General features: G+C 59.1%; 23 protein-coding genes and 1 pseudogene. 10 read left to right on the top strand and 14 right to left on the bottom strand.

What is annotated here, in order from left to right; all coding sequences use genetic code 11:
* Window positions 1–199: 199 nt before the first annotated feature.
* The 5 genes from VEB01_RS17870 to VEB01_RS17850 form a co-directional block, all read right to left on the bottom strand.
* Window positions 200–514 (bottom strand): hypothetical protein, encoded by a 315-nt coding sequence (locus VEB01_RS17870; RefSeq protein ID WP_324877805.1) that lies wholly within the window; start codon window positions 512–514, stop codon window positions 200–202.
* 379 nt (window positions 515–893) lie between these two features.
* Window positions 894–1,538, bottom strand: a complete 645-nt coding sequence (locus tag VEB01_RS17865; protein ID WP_324877803.1) for an Eco29kI family restriction endonuclease — start codon at window positions 1,536–1,538, stop codon at window positions 894–896.
* Window positions 1,535–2,749 carry a DNA cytosine methyltransferase gene (locus tag VEB01_RS17860; protein WP_324877802.1) on the bottom strand — a complete coding sequence of 405 codons (1,215 nt, stop codon included), beginning with the start codon at window positions 2,747–2,749 and terminating at the stop codon, window positions 1,535–1,537. Before VEB01_RS17860 ends, VEB01_RS17865 begins: the two co-directional genes overlap by 4 nt.
* Window positions 2,746–3,168: a very short patch repair endonuclease gene (locus VEB01_RS17855; RefSeq protein WP_324877800.1), complete on the bottom strand. Its 423-nt coding sequence runs from the start codon at window positions 3,166–3,168 to the stop codon at window positions 2,746–2,748. Before VEB01_RS17855 ends, VEB01_RS17860 begins: the two co-directional genes overlap by 4 nt.
* Window positions 3,169–3,411: 243 nt before the next feature.
* The gene (locus tag VEB01_RS17850; RefSeq protein WP_324877798.1) at window positions 3,412–3,708 is read right to left on the bottom strand and encodes a helix-turn-helix domain-containing protein; all 297 of its coding nucleotides are present in this window, start codon (window positions 3,706–3,708) and stop codon (window positions 3,412–3,414) included.
* A 53-nt stretch (window positions 3,709–3,761) separates the two neighbouring features.
* Between VEB01_RS17850 and VEB01_RS17845 the strand changes: the two genes are divergently transcribed.
* The 5 genes and pseudogenes from VEB01_RS17845 to VEB01_RS17825 all read left to right on the top strand — a co-directional run bounded on the left by VEB01_RS17845 (window position 3,762) and on the right by VEB01_RS17825 (window position 8,053).
* Complete coding sequence (locus VEB01_RS17845; protein ID WP_324877796.1) at window positions 3,762–4,010, top strand: hypothetical protein; 249 nt, start codon at window positions 3,762–3,764, stop codon at window positions 4,008–4,010.
* 23 nt (window positions 4,011–4,033) lie between these two features.
* Complete coding sequence (locus tag VEB01_RS17840) at window positions 4,034–4,321, top strand: hypothetical protein (protein WP_324877794.1); 288 nt, start codon at window positions 4,034–4,036, stop codon at window positions 4,319–4,321.
* The gene (locus VEB01_RS17835) at window positions 4,318–4,470 is read left to right on the top strand and encodes a hypothetical protein (protein WP_324877793.1); all 153 of its coding nucleotides are present in this window, start codon (window positions 4,318–4,320) and stop codon (window positions 4,468–4,470) included. Before VEB01_RS17840 ends, VEB01_RS17835 begins: the two co-directional genes overlap by 4 nt.
* Window positions 4,471–4,956: 486 nt before the next feature.
* Window positions 4,957–6,819 carry a patatin-like phospholipase domain-containing protein gene (locus tag VEB01_RS17830; protein WP_324877791.1) on the top strand — a complete coding sequence of 621 codons (1,863 nt, stop codon included), beginning with the start codon at window positions 4,957–4,959 and terminating at the stop codon, window positions 6,817–6,819.
* A gap of 426 nt (window positions 6,820–7,245) precedes the next feature.
* Window positions 7,246–8,053: pseudogene (locus VEB01_RS17825) on the top strand (integrase core domain-containing protein).
* Between the two features lie 39 nt (window positions 8,054–8,092).
* On the opposite strand, the gene VEB01_RS17820 reads toward VEB01_RS17825, so the two are convergent.
* Entirely contained in the window at window positions 8,093–8,326 is a 234-nt protein-coding gene (locus VEB01_RS17820) for a zinc-binding metallopeptidase family protein (RefSeq protein ID WP_324877790.1), read from the bottom strand.
* Between the two features lie 906 nt (window positions 8,327–9,232).
* Here VEB01_RS17820 and VEB01_RS17815 point away from each other — a divergent pair.
* A complete protein-coding gene (locus VEB01_RS17815) occupies window positions 9,233–9,703 on the top strand; it encodes a hypothetical protein (protein WP_324877788.1) in 471 nt (156 codons plus the stop codon).
* Between the two features lie 166 nt (window positions 9,704–9,869).
* On the opposite strand, the gene VEB01_RS17810 is transcribed toward VEB01_RS17815, so the two are convergent.
* The 4 genes from VEB01_RS17810 to VEB01_RS17795 all read right to left on the bottom strand — a co-directional run bounded on the left by VEB01_RS17810 (window position 9,870) and on the right by VEB01_RS17795 (window position 12,366).
* Window positions 9,870–10,058, bottom strand: a complete 189-nt coding sequence (locus VEB01_RS17810) for a hypothetical protein (protein WP_324877786.1) — start codon at window positions 10,056–10,058, stop codon at window positions 9,870–9,872.
* 34 nt (window positions 10,059–10,092) lie between these two features.
* Window positions 10,093–11,010: an alpha/beta fold hydrolase gene (locus VEB01_RS17805; RefSeq protein WP_324877785.1), complete on the bottom strand. Its 918-nt coding sequence runs from the start codon at window positions 11,008–11,010 to the stop codon at window positions 10,093–10,095.
* Between the two features lie 114 nt (window positions 11,011–11,124).
* Window positions 11,125–11,985 (bottom strand): M28 family peptidase, encoded by an 861-nt coding sequence (locus VEB01_RS17800; protein ID WP_324877783.1) that lies wholly within the window; start codon window positions 11,983–11,985, stop codon window positions 11,125–11,127.
* Window positions 11,986–12,027: 42 nt separating this feature from the next.
* A complete protein-coding gene (locus tag VEB01_RS17795) occupies window positions 12,028–12,366 on the bottom strand; it encodes a hypothetical protein (protein WP_324877781.1) in 339 nt (112 codons plus the stop codon).
* A 108-nt stretch (window positions 12,367–12,474) separates the two neighbouring features.
* Here VEB01_RS17795 and VEB01_RS17790 point away from each other — a divergent pair, with 108 nt between their 5' ends.
* From VEB01_RS17790 to VEB01_RS17780, 3 genes are all read left to right on the top strand, one after another.
* Window positions 12,475–13,944 (top strand): PAS domain S-box protein, encoded by a 1,470-nt coding sequence (locus VEB01_RS17790; protein ID WP_324877779.1) that lies wholly within the window; start codon window positions 12,475–12,477, stop codon window positions 13,942–13,944.
* 121 nt (window positions 13,945–14,065) lie between these two features.
* Window positions 14,066–14,791, top strand: coding sequence for a sensor histidine kinase (locus VEB01_RS17785; RefSeq protein WP_324877777.1), 726 nt, complete (start codon window positions 14,066–14,068; stop codon window positions 14,789–14,791).
* A gap of 527 nt (window positions 14,792–15,318) precedes the next feature.
* Window positions 15,319–16,062, top strand: coding sequence for an alpha/beta fold hydrolase (locus VEB01_RS17780; RefSeq protein ID WP_324877775.1), 744 nt, complete (start codon window positions 15,319–15,321; stop codon window positions 16,060–16,062).
* A gap of 254 nt (window positions 16,063–16,316) precedes the next feature.
* Here VEB01_RS17780 and VEB01_RS17775 read toward each other — a convergent pair whose 3' ends face one another.
* Entirely contained in the window at window positions 16,317–16,751 is a 435-nt protein-coding gene (locus VEB01_RS17775; RefSeq protein ID WP_324877807.1) for an NUDIX hydrolase, read from the bottom strand.
* A gap of 724 nt (window positions 16,752–17,475) precedes the next feature.
* Here VEB01_RS17775 and VEB01_RS17770 point away from each other — a divergent pair.
* Window positions 17,476–17,790 carry a hypothetical protein gene (locus tag VEB01_RS17770; protein ID WP_324877773.1) on the top strand — a complete coding sequence of 105 codons (315 nt, stop codon included), beginning with the start codon at window positions 17,476–17,478 and terminating at the stop codon, window positions 17,788–17,790.
* Between the two features lie 92 nt (window positions 17,791–17,882).
* On the opposite strand, the gene VEB01_RS17765 is transcribed toward VEB01_RS17770, so the two are convergent.
* The 3 genes from VEB01_RS17765 to VEB01_RS17755 form a co-directional block, all read right to left on the bottom strand.
* A complete protein-coding gene (locus tag VEB01_RS17765) occupies window positions 17,883–18,596 on the bottom strand; it encodes a methyltransferase family protein (protein ID WP_324877771.1) in 714 nt (237 codons plus the stop codon).
* Window positions 18,597–18,654: 58 nt separating this feature from the next.
* A complete protein-coding gene (locus VEB01_RS17760; RefSeq protein WP_324877769.1) occupies window positions 18,655–19,575 on the bottom strand; it encodes an SDR family oxidoreductase in 921 nt (306 codons plus the stop codon).
* Window positions 19,568–19,781 (bottom strand): FAD/NAD(P)-binding protein (locus VEB01_RS17755; protein WP_324877767.1); only part of this gene is annotated, 214 nt, incomplete at its 5' end. The genes VEB01_RS17760 and VEB01_RS17755, both read right to left, overlap by 8 nt.

Raw genomic sequence — 19,781 nt, 5'->3', positions numbered from 1 at the left:
CAGGCTTCGATCAACTCCCGTTTCGCTTCCGGGTCGTAGCAACGCCGCCCATCCCGCTTGCGTCCCATGACCAGCGGCCGCGACAACACTGAGCTTTTCTCTGTCATAGGTGTCCACCTGCTTATACGTGGACACCATCCTCACCTCTTTCGCGCAGCAGTTCCAGACGCCGTTAAAAGAGCGCTTACGTTCATTCTTTTCACTCGCACTTTACTTCTTCCTTGAATTCGTCATGCTTCGCCTCCTGCTTAACCCTGCATGGGCCGTCCTTAAATTCCGTCTTCCACTCTCCGCTCCATCGTGCACCGAATCCGTCCTTGCACTTGATCTCCCGCTTGAACTCTCCGTGTTTCGATTCAATTTTCACCTCACAGGGACCATCCCAAAACTCCTCCTTCCGTTCACTACCCCACCAACGCTTCCTGTCACGGTGACCGTCGTCATCGCCGGCAAGTACAGCATTGTGCGGACCAAGAATCAGGATTAGGAGAATCGTGAGCAATGGTGTCTTCATGGCTATCGCTCTAAAGGGTGAATGCGCCGAGGATCGAAAGGCACTCAGGTCTTACGTTGCAGACCAAATGTTAAACCTCATCCGTCTGCACCTGCCGGAAAAGCTTCAATGCCCAAAGAACCTTACGGGCGCGGGTCGGGTGGAGCGCAGATTTAGGCCGGACGCGAGAATGCAAGACCTACCGCTATTTCTGGGAGCGTTTAGAACGTGGACGACGCGTGGCCGATAACAAACGCTCTGACCATAGGGCACTAGCCAAACAACGAAAGCCTGACACCTTCCATAACGAACGCTCTGGCCCTGGGACACTGGTCAAATAACGAACGCCTGACACGTCTTCCATTCTCATCGCATAACCAAAGCCGAGCGCCTTCTCGGCTCAGGTCGTTATCATGGTGTTATCGCCAGGTGGCGGATTGTTTCGCAGGTAGTCACGAGCCTCGCGGATTATCTGTTCCGCTGTCTCATTACGTGGTTTGCACCGTTCCGCCCAGGGACGACCCGGATGAAGAACATCCCACCGGGGGCGCAAACCAGCATGGCGTCCCTTCCCTGGATCGTGGTTACCAAACCCGTCAATAATTTTGTTCCACAGTGGATTAAACTTCGCGATAAGCAAGGACTCGCCGAGCGGAATCCAGATATCGTCAACAATTAAATAGCGGCAGAAAAAGTCGGTAATATTCAGATTGGATGCTTCCTCGAGGCTTTTCGCGTGTTGCTTTAGTCGGTTATTAAGAACCTTGCCGGGAGAAGCCTCCAGATCTCCGCCTCTTCTCGCGCCTTTCGGCACGGCCTTGCCGACGTAAATGGGGGCGCCGTATCTCTCGTTTCGATTGCATTTCGCAATTGCTTCGTAACCTTGGAATGCGCCTATGTAATAGATGGCGTAGATTCCGGCGCCATCAAAAGTTTCCAGGTTTGCCAAGGGGATAACGGGTCGTCGCAGCATGGCTTGACCGACACTTTCCCCCAAATGACGCTTATCAAGGGGATTGAAAGGAAGGACATTGCTATCCGTCATGCGACGTTCCTTCCCCTCGCGCGACTCAGGTTGCGTATCGTGGCTTCCGCTAACCGTTCCGCCACGGATGCCGCGACTCGACGAGCCAATGCGACGGGGACGGCGTTACCAAGCTGCCTCATGGTCTCTGTCCACGAGCCGTGGAAAACATAACCATCGGGGAAAGTTTGAAGGCGTGCGGATTCGCGCACGCTGAAATAACGAATGCTTCCTTCTTCCAGAACCATCATGTTTTCGCCCCCAGGCACTCCGTGATCTCCTGCCTTAAGGGTTTTTGCTGGAAGGTCGAGCGGACTACCCGTGTGTCCTTTATATGATCGAGCGCCATCCTGAAAGTAGTGGTTGTAGAACTCCTTCGCCGATCTCTTCCTGGGGTCTGGAATATCGATCAAGGCGTCCCGGACCGTGCGCCATGCGTTTTCCTCCAGTGGCAGAAGCGACGAACTCAGATTCTTGATTTTGCTTTCAAATTTTTCCGGCAAGTCCGGCCGCTTTGACTTTGGTACGTCATGCCTGTCCCAGTATTCTTCGGAAACCCATTGGGAATACAGGAGCGCGTCGAAAGAATGCGTTGGGCGAGGGAAGGACCACTCAATGCCAAGATCGGAACGGAAGCCTACGATGAAGACTCGCTCGCGCTTTTGTGGAACGCCATAGTTAGCAGCGTTGACAAGGGTGGGAACAACGTTATATGTAATCCCCCTGCCATGGAGCGCGCCAGAGGTTTTCTCTTGTTGCAGCCTGCGCAAGTGATCCATCCACGTTTCACGTTGCCTTCTCGTGACTTCCGGGAATTCCAATTGAAGCAGGATGTATTGGTAATAGTTCGCGAAGCTTGAACGGGTAAGGCCTTTTACATTTTCGATAATGAAGGATTTTGGCCTTAGTTTCCGGACGAGTTCCATCGTCGCTGGAAACATGTCGCGTTCATCGCCATACGCCTTGTGCTTGCCCCCCATCGAAAACGGTTGGCATGGTGGCCCCCCCGCAAGCAGGTCAATTCCCTCGGGGATTGAGGACCAATCAAAATGTCGGACATCTCCTTCCCAAAGCGGCCAATCCTGAACCAGTGGATATCCGCGCTTTTGATTCTCCCTGATCGTGTCGCACGCCCATCTATCCCATTCCACGACGGCTAGCGAGTCGAAGCCCGCGAGGGATACTCCCATGGCAAGCCCCCCCGCGCCCGCGAAAAGCTCAACGGATTTCATTCTTCACCTTTTTGTTCCCGCAGAAAGTCCCGAATAATTAGTGACAGGCGTTCGATATCACCCATTTCACACTCCCAGACAACGAGCACTCGCCACCCCAAGGATTTCAACTGTTGCTGGTTGCGTAAATCCCGTTTTCTGTTCGCTTCCAGCTTTGGCTTCCAGAAGTCCAGTTTCGATTTTGGTAGTCTTGCAAGCTTGCAACCCTTGTGACGATGCCAAAAACAGCCGTGCATGAAAATTACCGCGCGTCTCGAAGGAAAGACCAAATCCGGCTTTCCTGGTAGTTCCCTGACGTGAAGCCGATAACGGAACCCCATTCCGTGGACTAAGCGACGAAGCTTCATCTCCGGGGCCGACCCCGTGCCTCGAATGAGGGACATTCGCTTGCTTCGTTCTTGCGGGGAAAGGGTATCCATCAATTCGTTCCTCACTGAGACTGAATCTCATCGTGGGCGCGGTAATTTTATCGCAACCCATGCGCTCAGGTCTCTTGAGGGCCAACGTTTGAATCCACCGACCTGTGCGTGCTTTTTCGCGCAGGTCCTCGTTCAATGATGGGATGATTCCTTGCAAGTGTGAGCTGATTTTTTTGTCCGTCCAGTCTTACACGATGTTGGCGAAAAGATTTAGCGCTGGCTGGCCAACCCCCTTCCCTCGTATCAGCGCTTCTCTGGCGATGGCTCGGCCACTTTTAGATATTTTCGGGTCTCCCCGATTTCCGGACTGATTTGCCCGGCTTCAGGCAGAACTTTCCCGGTACCAAGCCAGTAGCCGTACTGTGGCCATTCTTTAGAAATCGCCTCGATGTGCCAGGCGTAGACCTTCTGTTTCTTATGCTCCAAATTGCTGAGCTGGTTCGCTCCTATCCCTGTCTTTTGGGCGAATTCGTCCCTCGTCACTCCCAAGGTCTCTCGTAACTGTTTAATGCGGTCGTTCGCGGCAAATTCGTCAAGCATGGATTTGGTCTTGTACTATTTACATGTTTGTATAAAATACACGTAGAAATAGCGTGTTATTTCTCAATGTAACGCAACGAGGGGACATTATGGACGAACAGGCCATCCGTCAAGTGCTGGTGCTCCCGCACGTGCAGGTGATGCACCGGGAAAAGTTCGCGGAACTGGTTGGGGTTTCGCCCGGCGTGGTGGAGGGCTGGGTCGACCGGGGCCAGGTGGACAGCATCGTTATCGGCAAGCACCGCCTGATCAACATGGTCAAGCTTACCCAGCGCTGCCTTGAGTGCGAAACCTACGCCTAAACCGAACTCAGGGGAAATCACTGATGGCCAACGATCCCTTCCCGATCCCTCTTGGCGAGCTCCAGGCGGCGTGTCAGTTCATCATGACGCAGTGGGCTGACGACATGAAGCGCGGCGGCGACATCGAGCTCGGCTATGTGATGTGCCGGAACCGGCTTCAAGGATTTTTTCTCCTCGCCGCCGGCACCGTGGGAGAGCGCATCGTCAAACACGCGCAAGACGCCCTCGACGCCGAGTACCGCCGCTTGAAGGCCGGCCAGATCTTGGCCGCGCCCGGACAACGTGGCGCCGTCCCGGAGAATGCCCGATGACTGCCTCTTGCGTCTTCAAGCTTCTCGCCCGAATCGAAATCCAAGTGTTTCTCGCCGCCGTCCTTCTCGCCGGCGCCTGCATCGGCATCGGCGGGCTGATTGCCGATAGCCTCGTGACAGTTCGCCTCCTCGGCGGGCCGGGTGGCTAGAGCGTTTCTGGTTTAGTGTAGCGCCCGCGAGAGCGGGCGCTACACGTCTTCCGTCCCGTTCGAGCGCCCCGAGCATTGGAGCCCGGTACCGGAAGAGCCCAACGGGGCGCGGCACGATGCCGCGCGGCGACCGAGGCACACGGACGTGCCTTCGGTTGCCCCCGGTGCCGGGCGAAACGCGCAGGACCGGGACGCTCGCCGGGTGCCCTTGGGTTACTTTTCTTTGGGCACGCAAAGTAACTCGCCCGCGGGGCGAGACCCGCTCTCAAACAAGTCGCCGCCAACGGCGGCTTCCTTCTTAGACCGTACAACAGAACTGAAAACGCTATACGGCCGACTCTGGACAAGCCGGTGTATATCTGACAGCGTAGGCAACTCTCGACTGCCCTGCTTAGCCGTCGAGAGCCGATCTAGGAACAACAACAAGGGAGCCTGCCGATGAATACGACAACCGAACCTCCAAAGGACCGCTTCTGCGACCTGGTGATGAAGGGTGGCATCACCAGCGGCGTCGTCTACCCGAAAGCCATCGCACTTCTGTCGAAGCACTACCGTTTCAAGAACATTGGCGGCACGTCCGTGGGCGCGATTGCGGCGGCAGTTACGGCCGCGGCCGAATACCACCGCAGGACGACCGGCTCGCACCAGGGGTTCGAGATTCTGGCGGGACTTCCCGAGGAACTGCAGACGGCCCCGCCAGGCAGCGGCCGGAGCAAGCTTTTCAGCCTGTTCCAGCCACAACCGGCCACGCGGCGCCTTTTCTCGGTGCTGATCAGTTCGCTGAACCGCGAGGGAACGTTCCGACGTATCCTCGCGATCCTGAGCGGCGTTCTGCGCGCCTATTGGCCCGCCACGCTGGTGAGCATCGCTGTGGCGGCGGTCGTCGGACTCTTCGGGCCGGGCTGGTTTACGGCATTCCTCGTGCTGGTGATCCTGCTCGTCGTCACGATTGGAGCCTGGATCTACCTCGACGTCACGCGCAACGTGGTGAAGAACGGATTCGGGCTGTGCACCGGATTGACGGAAGAGGCGAACCACGAGGCTTTGACACCCTGGCTGCACGCTCTTATCCAGAAGGCCGCCGGGCTTGGAGCAGACGATCCGCCGCTGACGTTCGGCAAGCTGTGGAAGGCGCCCGGTTTCCCGCCGGATTGGCTGAAGCTACCTCGTGATACGCCTTTCCGCTCCATCGACCTGCAAATGTTCTCAACGAACCTGGCGCACGGGCGTCCCTACATCTTTCCCTTGCAGGTCCCGGACGAGGGCTCGACGCGTTTTCGGGATCGCGACCGGCTCTTCTTCAATCCGGATGAGCTGGGGCGCTATCTGCCGGGAGAGGTGCTGAAGTGGATGAAGACATACGGCAAACCATACCAGCTTGAAGAGAAAAGGAAGGGCAGAGATCCGGATGAAGGAGAAGCCATAGAGCTAGGACTTCTGGAGCTTCCGAATCCGGAAGACTTCCCGGTGCTGTTGGCGGCCCGGATGAGCCTCAGCTTTCCTTTCCTGTTCGCGGCAGTGCCCTTGTGGGCGATCAACTACGATGCTCCTCCCGGAAAGCGGCATTTCCACCGCTGCTGGTTCTCGGACGGCGGCATCAGCTCGAACTTTCCCATCCATTTGTTCGACGGGCTGGTTCCGCTGTGGCCGACGTTCGGCATCGACCTGGAGCCGAAGATCGAGGGTCGGGAGATGGTCTTCTTGCCAAAGGAATATACGGAGGGTTATGGCGAGCGCTGGAACCTTTTCGCGGACCAGAAAAACTCCGCCTCTCGGTTCGGTGGCTTCCTCTCCGCGATCATCGCAACCATGCAAAGCTGGAACGACAACGCCCTTGCGAGGATGCCCGGCGTGCGAGACCGGACTGCGCGGGTGAGACTTGACGGCCACGAAGGCGGGCTCAACCTCAACATGGAGGCGCCCGTCGTCCAAAACATCGCGACGAGGGGCGAGAAGGCGGCCGCCGAGCTAATTTCGCGCTTTGTCGCGCAGCCACCGGACGGTCCCCAACCCGAAGGCTGGGACGAACAGCGGTTCGTCCGATTGGGGGTGCTGCTGAAGATGCTTGAAGAGCGGGCCCCTGGGATACTGAACGTGCTCTACTCCGACTGCCCCCATGCGACCGATATCAAGACGCTCATCGACAACGCAGCGCAATCGAACGGCAGCGACGGCACACAGAAGCCGCCTGCCGGCTACGAGAATCCGCTCACGCCGGAGCAGGTGCAAGCGCTTCACGAGGTGCTGGAGGCTCTGAAGCGGCTGATGGATACACTCGGTGATCCGAACAGGAAGAGCGGCTTCAAGCCCATACCAAAACCGGAACTCCGGGTGAGGCCGCCGCTGTGAACCGAACCACCGCGCAGCAGAACTGTTCCCGAAAAATCGGACAGCCGCTTAAGTGACGTTTCTGTTGTAATCACCGATCCCACGACGAGCTGAATCCGGGGCAATGAAGAAAACGAGAAGAAATCACTCGGCGGCTTTCGGTGCGGAGTGCTGAGTGGAAGGTCGGGAGCGTCCGGCGTGCGAAAACACGATCACGGGCGGGACGTCGGTAGGTCTCGATGCGCACTCTTAAACCTCAACGGGAAAACGGCGCTGCCGGCTTCCGCATGCTCGAGTAAACCCGACACCGTGCCATTGCACTCTCGCGCTTGTCATATTCCCTACAATCTGTCGCTGAGAGAGCTGGCTCCGGAAATTTGAACAGTCGGCTAAGTGGATAAACTGCTCCCTTGAGGCGTGGGTAACGCCGATTGATTGGAGCACACCATGAGCAGACGACCGCGCCGGAACCACTCACCGACCTTCAAGGCCAAAGTGGTCCTGGCCGCCCTCCGGGGCGATAAAACGCTGGCCGAATTAGCCCAGCAGTTTGATGTCCACCCTAATCAAATCAGCGACTGGAAAAGCCAATTGCTGGACGGGGCCGCCGGGGTGTTCGGCGGCGACACCCCGGCCGAGCCAGCCGTGGACCTGAAGGCGCTGCACGCCAAGATTGGCCAGCACACCTTGGAGATCGATTTTTTAGTCGGCGCACTCGGCAAGGCGGAAAAGCCGGGCGCCAAGCAATGATCGACCGCACTCCTCGTCTGTCGCTGGTCCGCCAGACGGAACTCCTCGGAATCAGCCGCGGGAGTGTTTATTACGTCCCCAGACCAGTGCCGGACTCCGACCTAAAACTGATGCGGCGGATCGATGAATTGCACCTGGCGTATCCCTTCATGGGCGCCCGGCAGTTGCGCGACAGGCTGCGCCACGAGGGCTTTGCCTAGGCCGCCGGCACGTGTCCACGCTGATGATGAAAATGGGCATCGAAACGCTGACGAGCCGGCACGTCCGCATCAACATGGATGGTAAGGGCGCCTGGCGCGACAACGTCTTCGTCGAGCGCCTCTGGCGAACGGTGAAGTACGAGGAGGTCTACCTCAAGGCGTATGACTCCGTCCGCGAAGCCCGCGACTCCATGGCTCGATACCTCGTGTTTTACAATTCACAACGTCCTCATTCGAGTCTGGACAGGCTAATCCCGGATGAGTTTTACTCGAAAATCCTAGCGGCCCTTCCCAAGGTCGCCTAACCCCAGCAGGAAGTCCACTTACCCAGGCTGAAATCCTGTTCAAACAATCGGGGCTACCTCTCCGGCTACAACCCGTGACATTCTTGGGTAATCCAGAGTGTCCGCCGTATCCCTCCGCGGATGATGATTCGGGTTCCGGTAAAACGCTTTATCCGTGATCATCACTGCCGGGTAGCCCGCATTCCAATAATTGACATGATCCGAGAAATCGACGCTGGGCAGGAACCGGGGCGCGGCAATCGACTCCACCGGCAGGACGGTCGCACCGGACATGGCTTGACGGATCCGGCAAACCAGCGAGCCTTGGCCCGCTTTGCCGACCACGGCGATGAAGTTCCCCGTGGTCGGATAGAAGAGCGAGAGTTCCGGCGCCGGGATAAGGTCCCGCGGTGTCGCAGTGGGCGCCGACCACGATTCTGTGTTTCGAGTTTGAGCCGAAATCGGCCACGACGTTCCGGTAAGTCGTTCGGCTAACCTGGTACGGTTGCTCGACCACGCGGCCTCGATCCTTGTCGAAAGCCTTTCGAATATAGGCGGCAACGCGGTCGAGATTCTCCGGGTGCCTTGCATCTCTGGGGGCCAATGTTTCCGACAGCATTCGGACATGACTTTCTAGACGGCGCGGATCCCCCAGCGGCGAGGCGGCCGCAGCGATTTGAGTCATCAAGCAGAGCAAGACTAGAAAGAAAATCCCTCTTGGCTTGTCGATCAACATACCGTATGTATCTCGGAAGGTGTGAAGGAATGGTCTCCGTTCTCATCCATCCCCGGCTCCCACGAAGACGGAGCAAAACGAGCGTTGGTTATCCCCTGGAATCAGCCGGACGAAGAAAGCCGCCGCGGATGGAAAAGCATGCTGTTTCGACCGGTGCCCGCCATGTCAGATTCCCCCACTTGAAATCGTCCTGTACCGCCGTTCGCGTCGGTGCTGAAGCGTACCGGGCATCTGCCCGGTGTCGGTCGAATTTGTCCGCGCTCTTACGAGCCGAGACTGGCTTCACCTTCCGATAGGCTCGGCCCAAGCCATCATCCGACTCTCCTCCGAGTGGAACCCCGGTTCCGCCAGAAGGTCAGTTTCAACAAGGGACAAGCTGCCGTTTCATAAAGATTCAAGCGGAACGGCGAAGCAGGGTCGGCAAAGGATCGTATCGAAGCCGGAGCGCCGGCAGGAGACGGGCGATGCGTATAATCAGCAATGGTCATTTCGATGCATTGATTTCCGGGACGATCGCGGGTATTGCCACCACGCTCGTGGCGGCTGCGTGCGGCACAGCCGAGCGTTCCGGCGCCGTGGCGCCATTGAACGCCGTCAGCCACATCACTTGGGGCGACCGAGCCGCGCGGCAGAAAGATGTCAGTCTCAAATATACGGGAACTGGCTTCGTGCTGAATCACGCCTCGGCCGTGCTGTGGGCGACGCTCTACGAGCGGTGGTTCGGCCGAGTCGCCGAGTCGGGCGATGTCGCGAAGGCATTGATGGGCGGCGCGGTAGTTGCGGGCCTTGCCTATCTGACGAATTATCACCTGGCTCCCGAACGCTTGACGCCCGGATTCGAGAAGCGTTTGTCGGCCAAGTCGTTGGCAGCCGTCTTTGGCACATTGGCTTTGAGCCTGCCGCTCCGCGGACTGCTCCAGGGGGCGAAGCGATAATCGGCCCAGCCCCGACGATCGGAGATTGCCGGCTCGGGTGGTCTCGCGGTCATGGGATTTGCGGTGTGCCGCCGAGGCTGTCGTTCCCGGAACGACAAGGCAGCGGTCTTATCCGGTTTCCGGGTGACTGGGTGCCGGTAATCGCGAGCGCTATTCCCGAACTGCGCTAATCCTTCGAGAACATCGAGTACAAGCCATACAGCAGTCCGAACCACGCAAGGGTTTTCACGATCGGCAGACCCAGCAGAACCAGAGCGCAGATCACGACCAGGCTCATGCCGCTCCAAGTGCTTTTTTCGGTCAGCCGATGCCTTAGCCAGTAGGAGGGGGCCGATTCGGTCCTATTATCATCCATGTTTCATCTCCTTGCCGATTGCCGTTTTGGCTGATTAGTTACCGAAGCCCTTTAGGGCGTGATTCCGTTGAGCGGCCTTTTCCAGTTGCACCCCGACGGCCGCGCCGCGCAGAAAGGCATCAATCCAGACATTCACCCGTTGAGCCTCCTCATGCTGTACCCAATGAGTCGCGGCTTCGACGAAAATCAGCCGCCCGTCGTCGCATAAATCGATGCTCGGCTGCGCCATTTCCCGCTCCAGAAACCGGTCCTGGACGCCCCAGAGGAGCAGGGTTGGCACTTTGATCCGCGGATTGGCCGGATATTTTGGCGGCCAGCGCAGCATCGCCCGATACCAATTCACCATGGCGGTGTACGCACCGGGTTGGGACCACGCCTGACGGTACCAGTCCAGGTCTTCGGCTGTGAACGTGCCGGGCCGGCTGCTGCGCTGCAAGGCTTTGGTCGGCAGGCGCCACTGTCGAAGCCGGGAGATCACTTCCGGCAATTTAGGGATTTGCAGGAAGAGAAGGTACGCGCTTCTGAGCCACTGGGTCGGACTGTGCAGGAGATGTCTCTGGAACACGGCGCCGTGGGGTCCATTGAGAATCGCCATGCGCTCCAACCGCTCGGGATGATGTTCGGCGATCCACCAGGCCACGGCGGCACCCCAGTCGTGGCCCACCAGGAACGCCGTTCGTCGGTTGGCCGCGTCTATCAAGCCGACGGCATCGGCTGCGATCTGTTCAAGCCGGTAAGTCCCGACGCCTTCGGGTTTGTCGCTCCGATTGTAGCCGCGCTGGTCCGGAACCCATACGCGATAACCGGCGGAAGCAAAATAGGAAATCTGATGCCGCCAGCCATACCAGAATTCCGGAAATCCGTGCAGGAATATCAGCAGAGGACCCGATTCCGGGCCAGCCTGAACCACGTGCAAGCGTATTCCGTTCGTGACAATGAATTGGTGTTCCATGTGCCGAAATCTCCATTCGGGATGCCGCCATTACCGGGCCTTGCGCGGCGAAAGCCAGGAGCACCCAGGTAAGGTTCGGCCCACGGCATCCGGACGATCGAAGCACCGGCGCATTTACCCAACTAGTTTTGCCACGGCGCTTTCGATGCCCTTCACCACTCGGTACAGCCAACGGTAATTCACCTTGTCGGGCGTATCCTCGGGCTTGTGATAGTACGGGTAACGGAGCGGCGCCGTATCGGTCACCATGAGGGCGGGATAGCCTTCCTTCCAGAAGGACCAGTGGTCCGAACTCCAGGCACCGGGAAAATGCGTGGGCAGCACGAGGCCGCGGCAGGTGAGGCTCGTCTGTTCCGGAAGCGCTTGCTCCACAATGGCGAGCAGCGGACGCGAAGCCCGGTTGGCCACCACGGCGATGAAATCCCCGCGCTGCGGCAGCAGCCATCCGCCCAGGGAAAGCTTCTGGCTGCCTTTGACTTCGGAGCAATATCCCAGCGTTTCAAGGCTCAACATGCCCAAGATCCGCTCTCCCCGCTCGCGGCTCCGTTTGGCATACACACGACTGCCCATCTTGGACGTTCGCAGAAAAGGCCGCTCTTCGTTGACGAAAGCCACGAAACGCAGGGTCCGCGCAATCGGGCGTTTTGCGAAAGCCGCCGCTAGGGCGAACAAGGCAGCGACCGCCGAACCATTGTCGTTGGCTCCCGGCGAGCCGCGCACCGTGTCATAGTGAGAGCCGACGACCACGATCTCGGCGGGTTGCCCGAGGCCCGGCATTTCCACTTCGATATTGGCGAAGGCTTTGCCCCGCGCTTCGTAGGTCTGCCGCTGCGGTGTCCAGCCGCAAGCACGGAAACGTGCCTCGATGAAATCTATCGCCGCCTGCAGCGACTCGTAGCGATAGAGATTCCGTTCCCCGATGTCGCCGGCGAGTATTGCCACGTCTTCCTTTAGAGTTTCTTCCGAATACGTCATTCCAGATTCCCTGGTGTTTCGGTCTCCGGCTGATAGCCGGATTTATTGTTCAGACTGTGGCGCAAAAGCCGAAGTTCTGAACTTGACCAGCCAGAATTCAATTCCGGCCATGTCCTTATTCGGATGAGTAATAATTACCTTCCGCAGGATTGATCTGGCAGTCGGCGTGAGTTGGTGATGTTCAAGCCAGGAGCCTGGGTGCACGGCGGGCTGAGTGGGGCGGGCGGAGAGCTTGTCGATTTTCAGACGGCGCTGGCCGAATTCGAAGCGGGCCGGGCGTTTTTCGCCGTTCCGGGCGAGTGAAAACTCTACCACCCCGCCATTCTGGGCCAAGCGAAGTGGAATGTCGCGGTGATCCACGATCGACGGCGTCTGCGACATGGACTTGCGGACTTTGGCAACCCGCCGATTCGCTGGGTGAGGTAGTCTTCAAAGACTCGACAGAAGAGTAAACTTCGCGTTTTCGCTTTTGCCTAGAAATGCAGTTCCATGGTTACCAAGCGCTTTTTTTTGCAGGGCTCCGTGGTCGCGGCCGTGGCAACAGCGGTCATCTTCTTCGGGTTACGGTCTCTTGTCCCGATTTTTGGGGCCGCATTCTCCTTTTCTCCCTTCCTTGTCGGTATCGTGCTGGCGGCGTGGCGGGGCGGATTGAAAGCCGGATTAGTCGCGACGGCCTTAAGTACTGTCGCAAGCGCTTACCTCTTGACGGAACCTGCCCACTCGCCCGCTATCGCGTCTTCTTCTCTTGAACAAATCCATGTGGGATTCCTGCTGATCACCGGAATCCTGATTAGCCTTGGGATATCGCAGTCGCTTAAGGCGGAACAGCAGGCACTTAGGAAAGCGCTGGAACGGACGGAATGGCTCAAGCGTGAAATTACCGAGCGGCAGCAGGCCGAAGAGGCGTTGCAACAGGCGCATCGACTGTTGGATGGGGTCGTGAATAACACCCATTTGCTGATGGTCTGTCTCGATGCAGACTTTAATTTTATCTGGGTCAACCGGGCCTACGCGCAGGCATGCGGCCACGAGCCGGAATTCTTCTTAGGCAAGAACCACTTCGTCCTGTACCCCTATGCGGACAATGAAGCCATCTTCCGTCGAGTGGTGGACACCGGCTCCCCCTGTTTTTTTGAAGCCAAGCCGTTTGAGTTTAAAGACCAGCCCGAGCGGGGAATAACGTACTGGGATTGGGGATTAATCCCCATCAAAGACGATGCTGGCAAAGTCGAGCGCCTCGTGTTCACTCTGCTGGATGTGACGGCGCGCGTGCGCGCGGAGCAATCCCGCCATGAGAGCGAACAGCGCTTTCGCCGGTTGGTGGAAGTCTCCTCGCAAATCGTCTGGGTCACCAATGCCCGAGGCGAACCGGTCGAGGATTCTCCCTCCTGGCGGGCCTTCACCGGACGCACCTACGAACAGTGGGTCGGCTGGAACTGGCTGGAAGTGGTTCACCCCGATGACCGCCAGCGCCTCACCGAGACTTGGCGCCAGGCCGTAACCGCGGTGGGCCCTTACTGTGTGGAATTCCGTATGTGGCACGCCGGCGGCGAATATCGGTACGTGGTGGCTTGTGCCGTGCCGATTCTCACTGCCGATGGTTCGGTCCGGGAATGGATCGGTATGAATACGGATATCACCGAGCGCAAGCGGGCCGAGCAGGCCATTCAGCGGCTTAACCAAGACCTCTCGAAGAAGGTGGCGGAACTGGAGACCCTTTTGGACGTCGCCCCGATCGGATTGGCCATCGCCGAGGACCCCGAATGCCGGCATATCCACATCAATGCCACGTTTGCCCGGCTGTTGGATGTGCCGCCGGAGGTGAATGCATTCTTGAGTGCGTCGCCCGAAGAGCGTCTACCGTGGTGCGGGAGGGCCAGGAAGTGCGTCCCGAGGAGCTGCCGGTGCAAAGAGCCGCCGCCTCCGGGCAACCGGTCTGGGATGAAGACATTCACCTGATTCGTGACACAGGCAAGTCCCTCAGGCTTTTGAGCTATGCCTCGCCTCTGTTCGACACGGAGGGAAAGGTACGCGGCGCGATCGGCGCCTTGAGGAAGAACTCGCCTGGCGTGCGGCCAGATTGGAAGAAGAGGACCGCCGCAAGAATGAATTTCTGGCGATGCTCGGCCATGAGCTCCGCAATCCCTTGGCCCCCATCCGAAACGCCGTAAAGGTGATGAAACGGCTGGATCCGGCGGATTCCAAGCAGCATTGGGCGCGGGAGGTGATCGACCGCCAGGTGAGTCATCTGGTTCGGCTCGTGGACGATCTTCTGGATGTCTCGCGCATCGTCCAAGGCAAAATCACCCTACATAAAACCACGGTTGAGGTCGCCAAGGTAATCGAGCTGGCCCTCGAAACCAGCCGACCGCTGATCGAGGCCCGCCATCACGAACTCATCCTCTCGCTGCCCGAGGACTCTATGCGGCTGCGGCTGAACGGGGACAGCCTACGCTTGGCTCAGGTGGTTTCGAACCTCCTCACCAACGCCACCAAATACACCCCGGAGGGTGGCACGATTTGGCTGGAGGCGGCGCGTGAGCAGGATGAAGCCGTCATTCGGATCCGCGATACCGGTGAAGGCATTCCAGAGACCTTGCTGCCTCGCCTTTTTGATCCGTTCACGCAGGCCGAGCAAAGTATTGATCGATCCCAAGGGGGACTGGGGATCGGTTTAACCCTGGTCAAAGCGCTGGTGGAATTGCATCGGGGCCGGATAGAAGCAAGGAGCGAAGGCCTCGGTAACGGCAGCGAATTCATCGTGCGGCTGCCCGTTTGTGAACCATTAGATCCGGCGGACACATGAACTCCGCGGATCAATGCGCAGCGGTGTTGAGGATGACCTGTAGACGTGCCAGCCGTATAGGCCCGCGCCGGCGGTGCCCAACCCGTCCGTTAAACCTAAGAGGGTGTGTGCGAAGCGTCACGAGCGGCCCGAGAGCAAGCCTGTCCTGAGCTTATTCCAAATCGCTTTCAATAAGGAATTAATTTTTGTAGGGTGGGTTAGGCTGCGAGGCCGTAACCCACCAAGCGACCTCGAATCGGTGGGTTACGCTTCGCTAACCCACCCTACAATTAATGTTCACTCGAATACCGAATGGAATTAGTCGAAGGGGAGCCCGGCGCGCAGAAACCGGAGTGTACAAGTGCTACATGAGGATTTCGAGCACCGCGCGACGCCGCCATCGGGACGCGCAGTAGCTTCCCACACACTCTCTAAGCGATAAAGATCCTTTTCAGGAGCGACCTCTTATGCAAAAGAGGTTAGAGAGCCTCATATATCTCACCACGGAACCAACGGAGGGGGCTTAGATGGACGAGCCGCGGTCGAGAATGGTCGATGTCGCCGGGCACAGGGCGCGAGTCCTGGAGGCGGGCCGTGGTGGGCCGGCTGTGGTGATCCTGGCAAGCCCGCTGATTCATGCCGACGTTTACCGGCCCACGATCGCCGCGCTCGCGCGCCGGACGCATGTCTTGGTGGCCGATTTGCCGGGCTGCGGGGCGGCCTCGCGGGTCGAGCGACCGCTGGAAATGCACGAACTGGCCGATCTGGTCCCACCGCTACTCAACGGAATGGGGCTCGATTCAGCGCTGCTGGTCGGCCATTCAAACTCGGGCGCGATCGCGGTGCATGCCGCCGTGCGGCATCCGGAGCGGGTCGACCGTCTCGTGCTGGCCGATTCCATCGGCGCGCACCCGAGCGTCTCGCTCGTGCCGATTCTTGCCGGCCGTGCCTGGGATGCGGTCATCGAGTGGCGGCTAACCCTGACCGGTTTGCCCGCCATCGCCCGCAACGTGCTTTACCACCCGCGCAGCTTCTGCGCCCAAGTAACCCGCTGTGCCGGTGACGGGCTCCTGGTGGTGGCGGCGCACGTTCGGTGCCCGACGCTGCTCGCCTGGGGAGCGCGTGACCATACCATGCCGGTCGCGGCGGCGCATCGGTTCCAGGCGGCGATCCCGGACGCTCAGCTCGTCGTCTCACCCACCGGCAGCCACGACTGGATCATTGAAGAGCCGGAAGCATTCGCGTGCGCGGTGGTCCCGGGCGTAGCATCGCCGGATGGGGCGCTAGACTGAATTCGACTCAACGCAACACGGGTACGCGTTCCCTCTTGTCCGGCTGTAGACCGTGCCGTGGTCGACAAGGGTGCGACGCCCAGCCACGATAGCGCTCCATTGCTTGATGGATCCGTCGGAAACTCGCTCGGCGAGACGAATGAGGGAATATTCGCCCTGTGCGGCTTTTGATGTAAGCGGCGATGACACGCTCCACCGTATCTTCGAACGGGAGCGTTCCTCGGATGTCAGGGAATCCGCAGTCCGGGTCTCGTTCACCGCAGCGGCGCCACCCGCCCGGTCGCCCGGAATTGCCGGTAATCCTCGAGCACCAGGGCATGGTCGAAGACCAAGGGCTGCGGCAATTCATCCGGCATGACCACGCTGCAATGCTTGGCATCGTCTGCGGCTGTCGGCTCGCCGGTGGCCTGTGCGACGTACACGGCGGTTACGGTATGGCCTCGGGGATCTCGATTGGGACCTGAATAAATCCCCAACAGAGCAATCAGGCGAACCTCTAGCCCGGTTTCCTCTTGGGCTTCCCGGCTAGCGGCCTGTTCCATGGTTTCACCGACGTCGACGAAGCCGCCCGGAATGGCCCAGCCTTGAGGCGGAAAGGCGCGTTCGATCAGGACAATAGGCCGGCCGGGCCGGTCGATCAATTCGATAATGGCGTCGGCGGCGAGGGCGGGGGTAATCGGTCGTGGCATGGCGTTTCCCTTGCGCACAAGGAATCCTGGTTCATCCTGCTCCCAAGGGAAGTTGTGGAGAAAGACGCGGACGCTGTTGAAGCCGAGGCCTTGCGCCCAGCCGAGTTCGCGATCGATCGTGGCTTCGTCGAAAGTTTCCGCCTGCCACATTTAGAGTTGATTGACCGCCGTGCTGGGGATGAAATTGGCGCCCACCAGCCAACCGGTTCGGGCCGGCCGGGCGGCGGCCTGATCTCGGCTCCAGCGCGGTTCCGCCGAGACTGCCGCCGAAACGAGCAGCAATATCAAGGTAAAGTGGGGGCGACGCGTCCAATCATATCGGTATGTCCCTTAAGCGCGGCATCCGCCGACCACACATCGCCTTCTGCTTCAATGGATCCCGACTTTCCTGAATCGGATCGCCGACATTGCTCTCGTCGTCGGTGAACCGATTCCTCGGCCGATCTTATCTCACCAGATCATTCGGGTATTTCGGTTTGGAACCTCCCGAATTTGCGAAGTTTCCGCCATTGACAGGCGAAATTTTATTCAAGGACCGGACGCATCCCAGGCTTGGGGAAAACACCGCAGCATTCATTCATCCGCCCCTCCAATTTCCGGGGCTCGCGCCAGAACCTTCTGCCACCGTTAAAGTCGTATGTCTAACTTGACTCTTCCCCTGCGGGAAAGTCACATGGCCCTATTTTGCAGTGGCAATAGGTTGCCCGATTTTTGGAGAACGCTCATGCCTCATGAAGAACGACCCAAATCACCCGAATCCGAGGAACGCACCGGAATGGGCGGAGCCGGCTCGGGCGGTGATTCCGCCACCGGAACCGGGGCCCCTCCAGGTGCCGGCGGAGCGGGCGGACAGCCCATCGCGCCGGTGACGAAGCACGAAAAGAAAGAGGAAACTGTGCCTTCGCCTACGAGCAAAGACGATTCTTCCGGTCGGCAAACTCGCAAGACTAACACTAATGTCGATCCCACCGGCATCGCACCCGAATCGCGCGTTGGGGCGGCCGGGGCGCGCGAGGACAGCGAAGCGGGAAACGCGTAAATCCCGGGCAGTGCGGCCTTATCGACTGACACACCCCGCCTAAGGCAGTTCCAAATTCCGGATCAAGCGTTTTTCATCGGTTGCAAATTCGTTCAAGCGGATGCCTTGGGAAAACGAGTGGCGGACTTTTCTTGTGGCTGCCCGCCCAGCCGAAGCAGGGGCAAAGGCGAAGGAAAAAAGAACGGTGTTCCACCGGATCGATACGCTTCATAAGCCTCCCCGTAGGCCTGAAGCAAACGGGCTTCCTCGTGTCGGGAGCCCAGGTAGGCATAGGCGGTGGCGACCACATTGAATACGAGGCCATTCACCGTTAGACGCGGTGTTAGCCAAAGGACCGGCACGGCCAAGGCATTGAGCGGATGCCGAATCCAACGGAACGGGCCTCCTGCCTTCATCCTGCCGTCCGAACCGAGGCGAGGTCCCTGGGCTTCGGGTTCCGGCGGCACATCATGCGCGCCTGCCCACCAGGCTTTCAACCCCGGCAGGCCCAACATGTTTCCCGGCCCGATCTGACCGACGGCGGTAGCTCCATAAGCCACGATTCCGAAGCGGAGTAACTGCACCAGTTGTGCGGATGGGCTTTCCAGCGTGTAAAGCGTCCTATCGGGAAGCTGCCTGATATATCGGGCCAGCATAGCCGCCGAGGCGAACGAGGTCGCCACGTAAATGGGTCGATACCAGACCTTTCGCTGGCGTTCGCCGATGAGGTTTGCCGCTGTCTGCTTGGCGCGGCGGCTGGCCAGGAGGCTGTGCACTGCACAAAATGCCAGCGTTGCGACCGCTGTTCGTGCAACGTTATGCCACATACGCATTCCTCCGACGAATGTCCTTGACGGTTGAAAATGGTGGCCAGCGGGAAATCGCCTACTGCTCGATTCGAGCGGCCGGCTTGCGGTGGCCCCAGCGGGTCCAGTCGCCGTGCTCCCGCGTATACGGAGACGGTGTGAACAGGTTGGACGGCGCATCGGCAGACTTCGGCTCGTCAGTCAGTTGCCGCTTGATGGCCCACCGGCCCAATGCGCGATCCAGCAAGCCCCCAGCTACCCGGTTCCAGAACACAAATGGCTTTACGATGCCGATATTGACTTCGCGCCGCGGGCGCAATGCACAGACCAAGAGGGCGTCGACCACCCGTTCGGTCGGATAAACGGGCGGAAGAGGTCTTGCGGCATAGCCTTCCCTGCTGCGTGCATTGTCGAAGAACGCCGTGTTGATGGGCGGGGGCGACACGGTGCAGACCTTGATGCCTGGCCACTGTCTGTGGAGTTCGGCACGCAGCGCCTCACCCAAGCCGATGATGGCAAATTTCGAGGCGGTATAGGCGGTTTGCAAGGGAAAGCCGCGCTTTCCCGATAGCGAACCCAGATTGATGATGGTGCCTTCGCCTTGGCTCTTAAGGATGGGAAGCACCGCATGGATGCCGTGTACGGTACCCATGAAATTGACCTCCATGACGCGCCGGATTTCCTCGGCATCCAGTTTATCGAACAAGGCATAGACCGACACGCCGGCATTGTTGATCCAGGTATCGATCCGGCCGAAGCGCTCGACTGCTGTCCGGGCCAGCTCACCGACCTGATCGCGCTGCGTCACGTCCATCGGTACGGCGATTGCCTGGCCGCCGGCTTGGGTAATGTCGTGAACCAGAGCGTTCAGCCTGTCGTTGCAACGTGCCCCGACGACCACTCTTGCACCCCGCTTGGAAAACGCCCGGGCGGCGCAATGGCCGATGCCGGAAGAGGCTCCGGTGATGACGATCACCTGTTCGTTGAGCGGCTTAAGCATGATCCCTCTCCTGCCAGTGGACGTTGTCGCCGAGCAGCATCCGGTAGAGCGTGTGCACGTACGGATCGTTGGAAAACATGATGTGTCCGGCCAAGTCGAAGGTGAAGCCGTGGTCCTCGATGGAGCGGCACCAGCCGCCGATGGTGTCGTTGGCTTCGATCAAGAGGGCATCGGGGGCATGATAGGCGGCGCTCAAACCGGTTGGA

Origin of the sequence: Methylocaldum sp., assembly GCF_035627495.1 — a bacterium.
Lineage (GTDB): Bacteria > Pseudomonadota > Gammaproteobacteria > Methylococcales > Methylococcaceae > Methylocaldum.
This window is presented reverse-complemented; position numbering and strand designations above follow the sequence as displayed.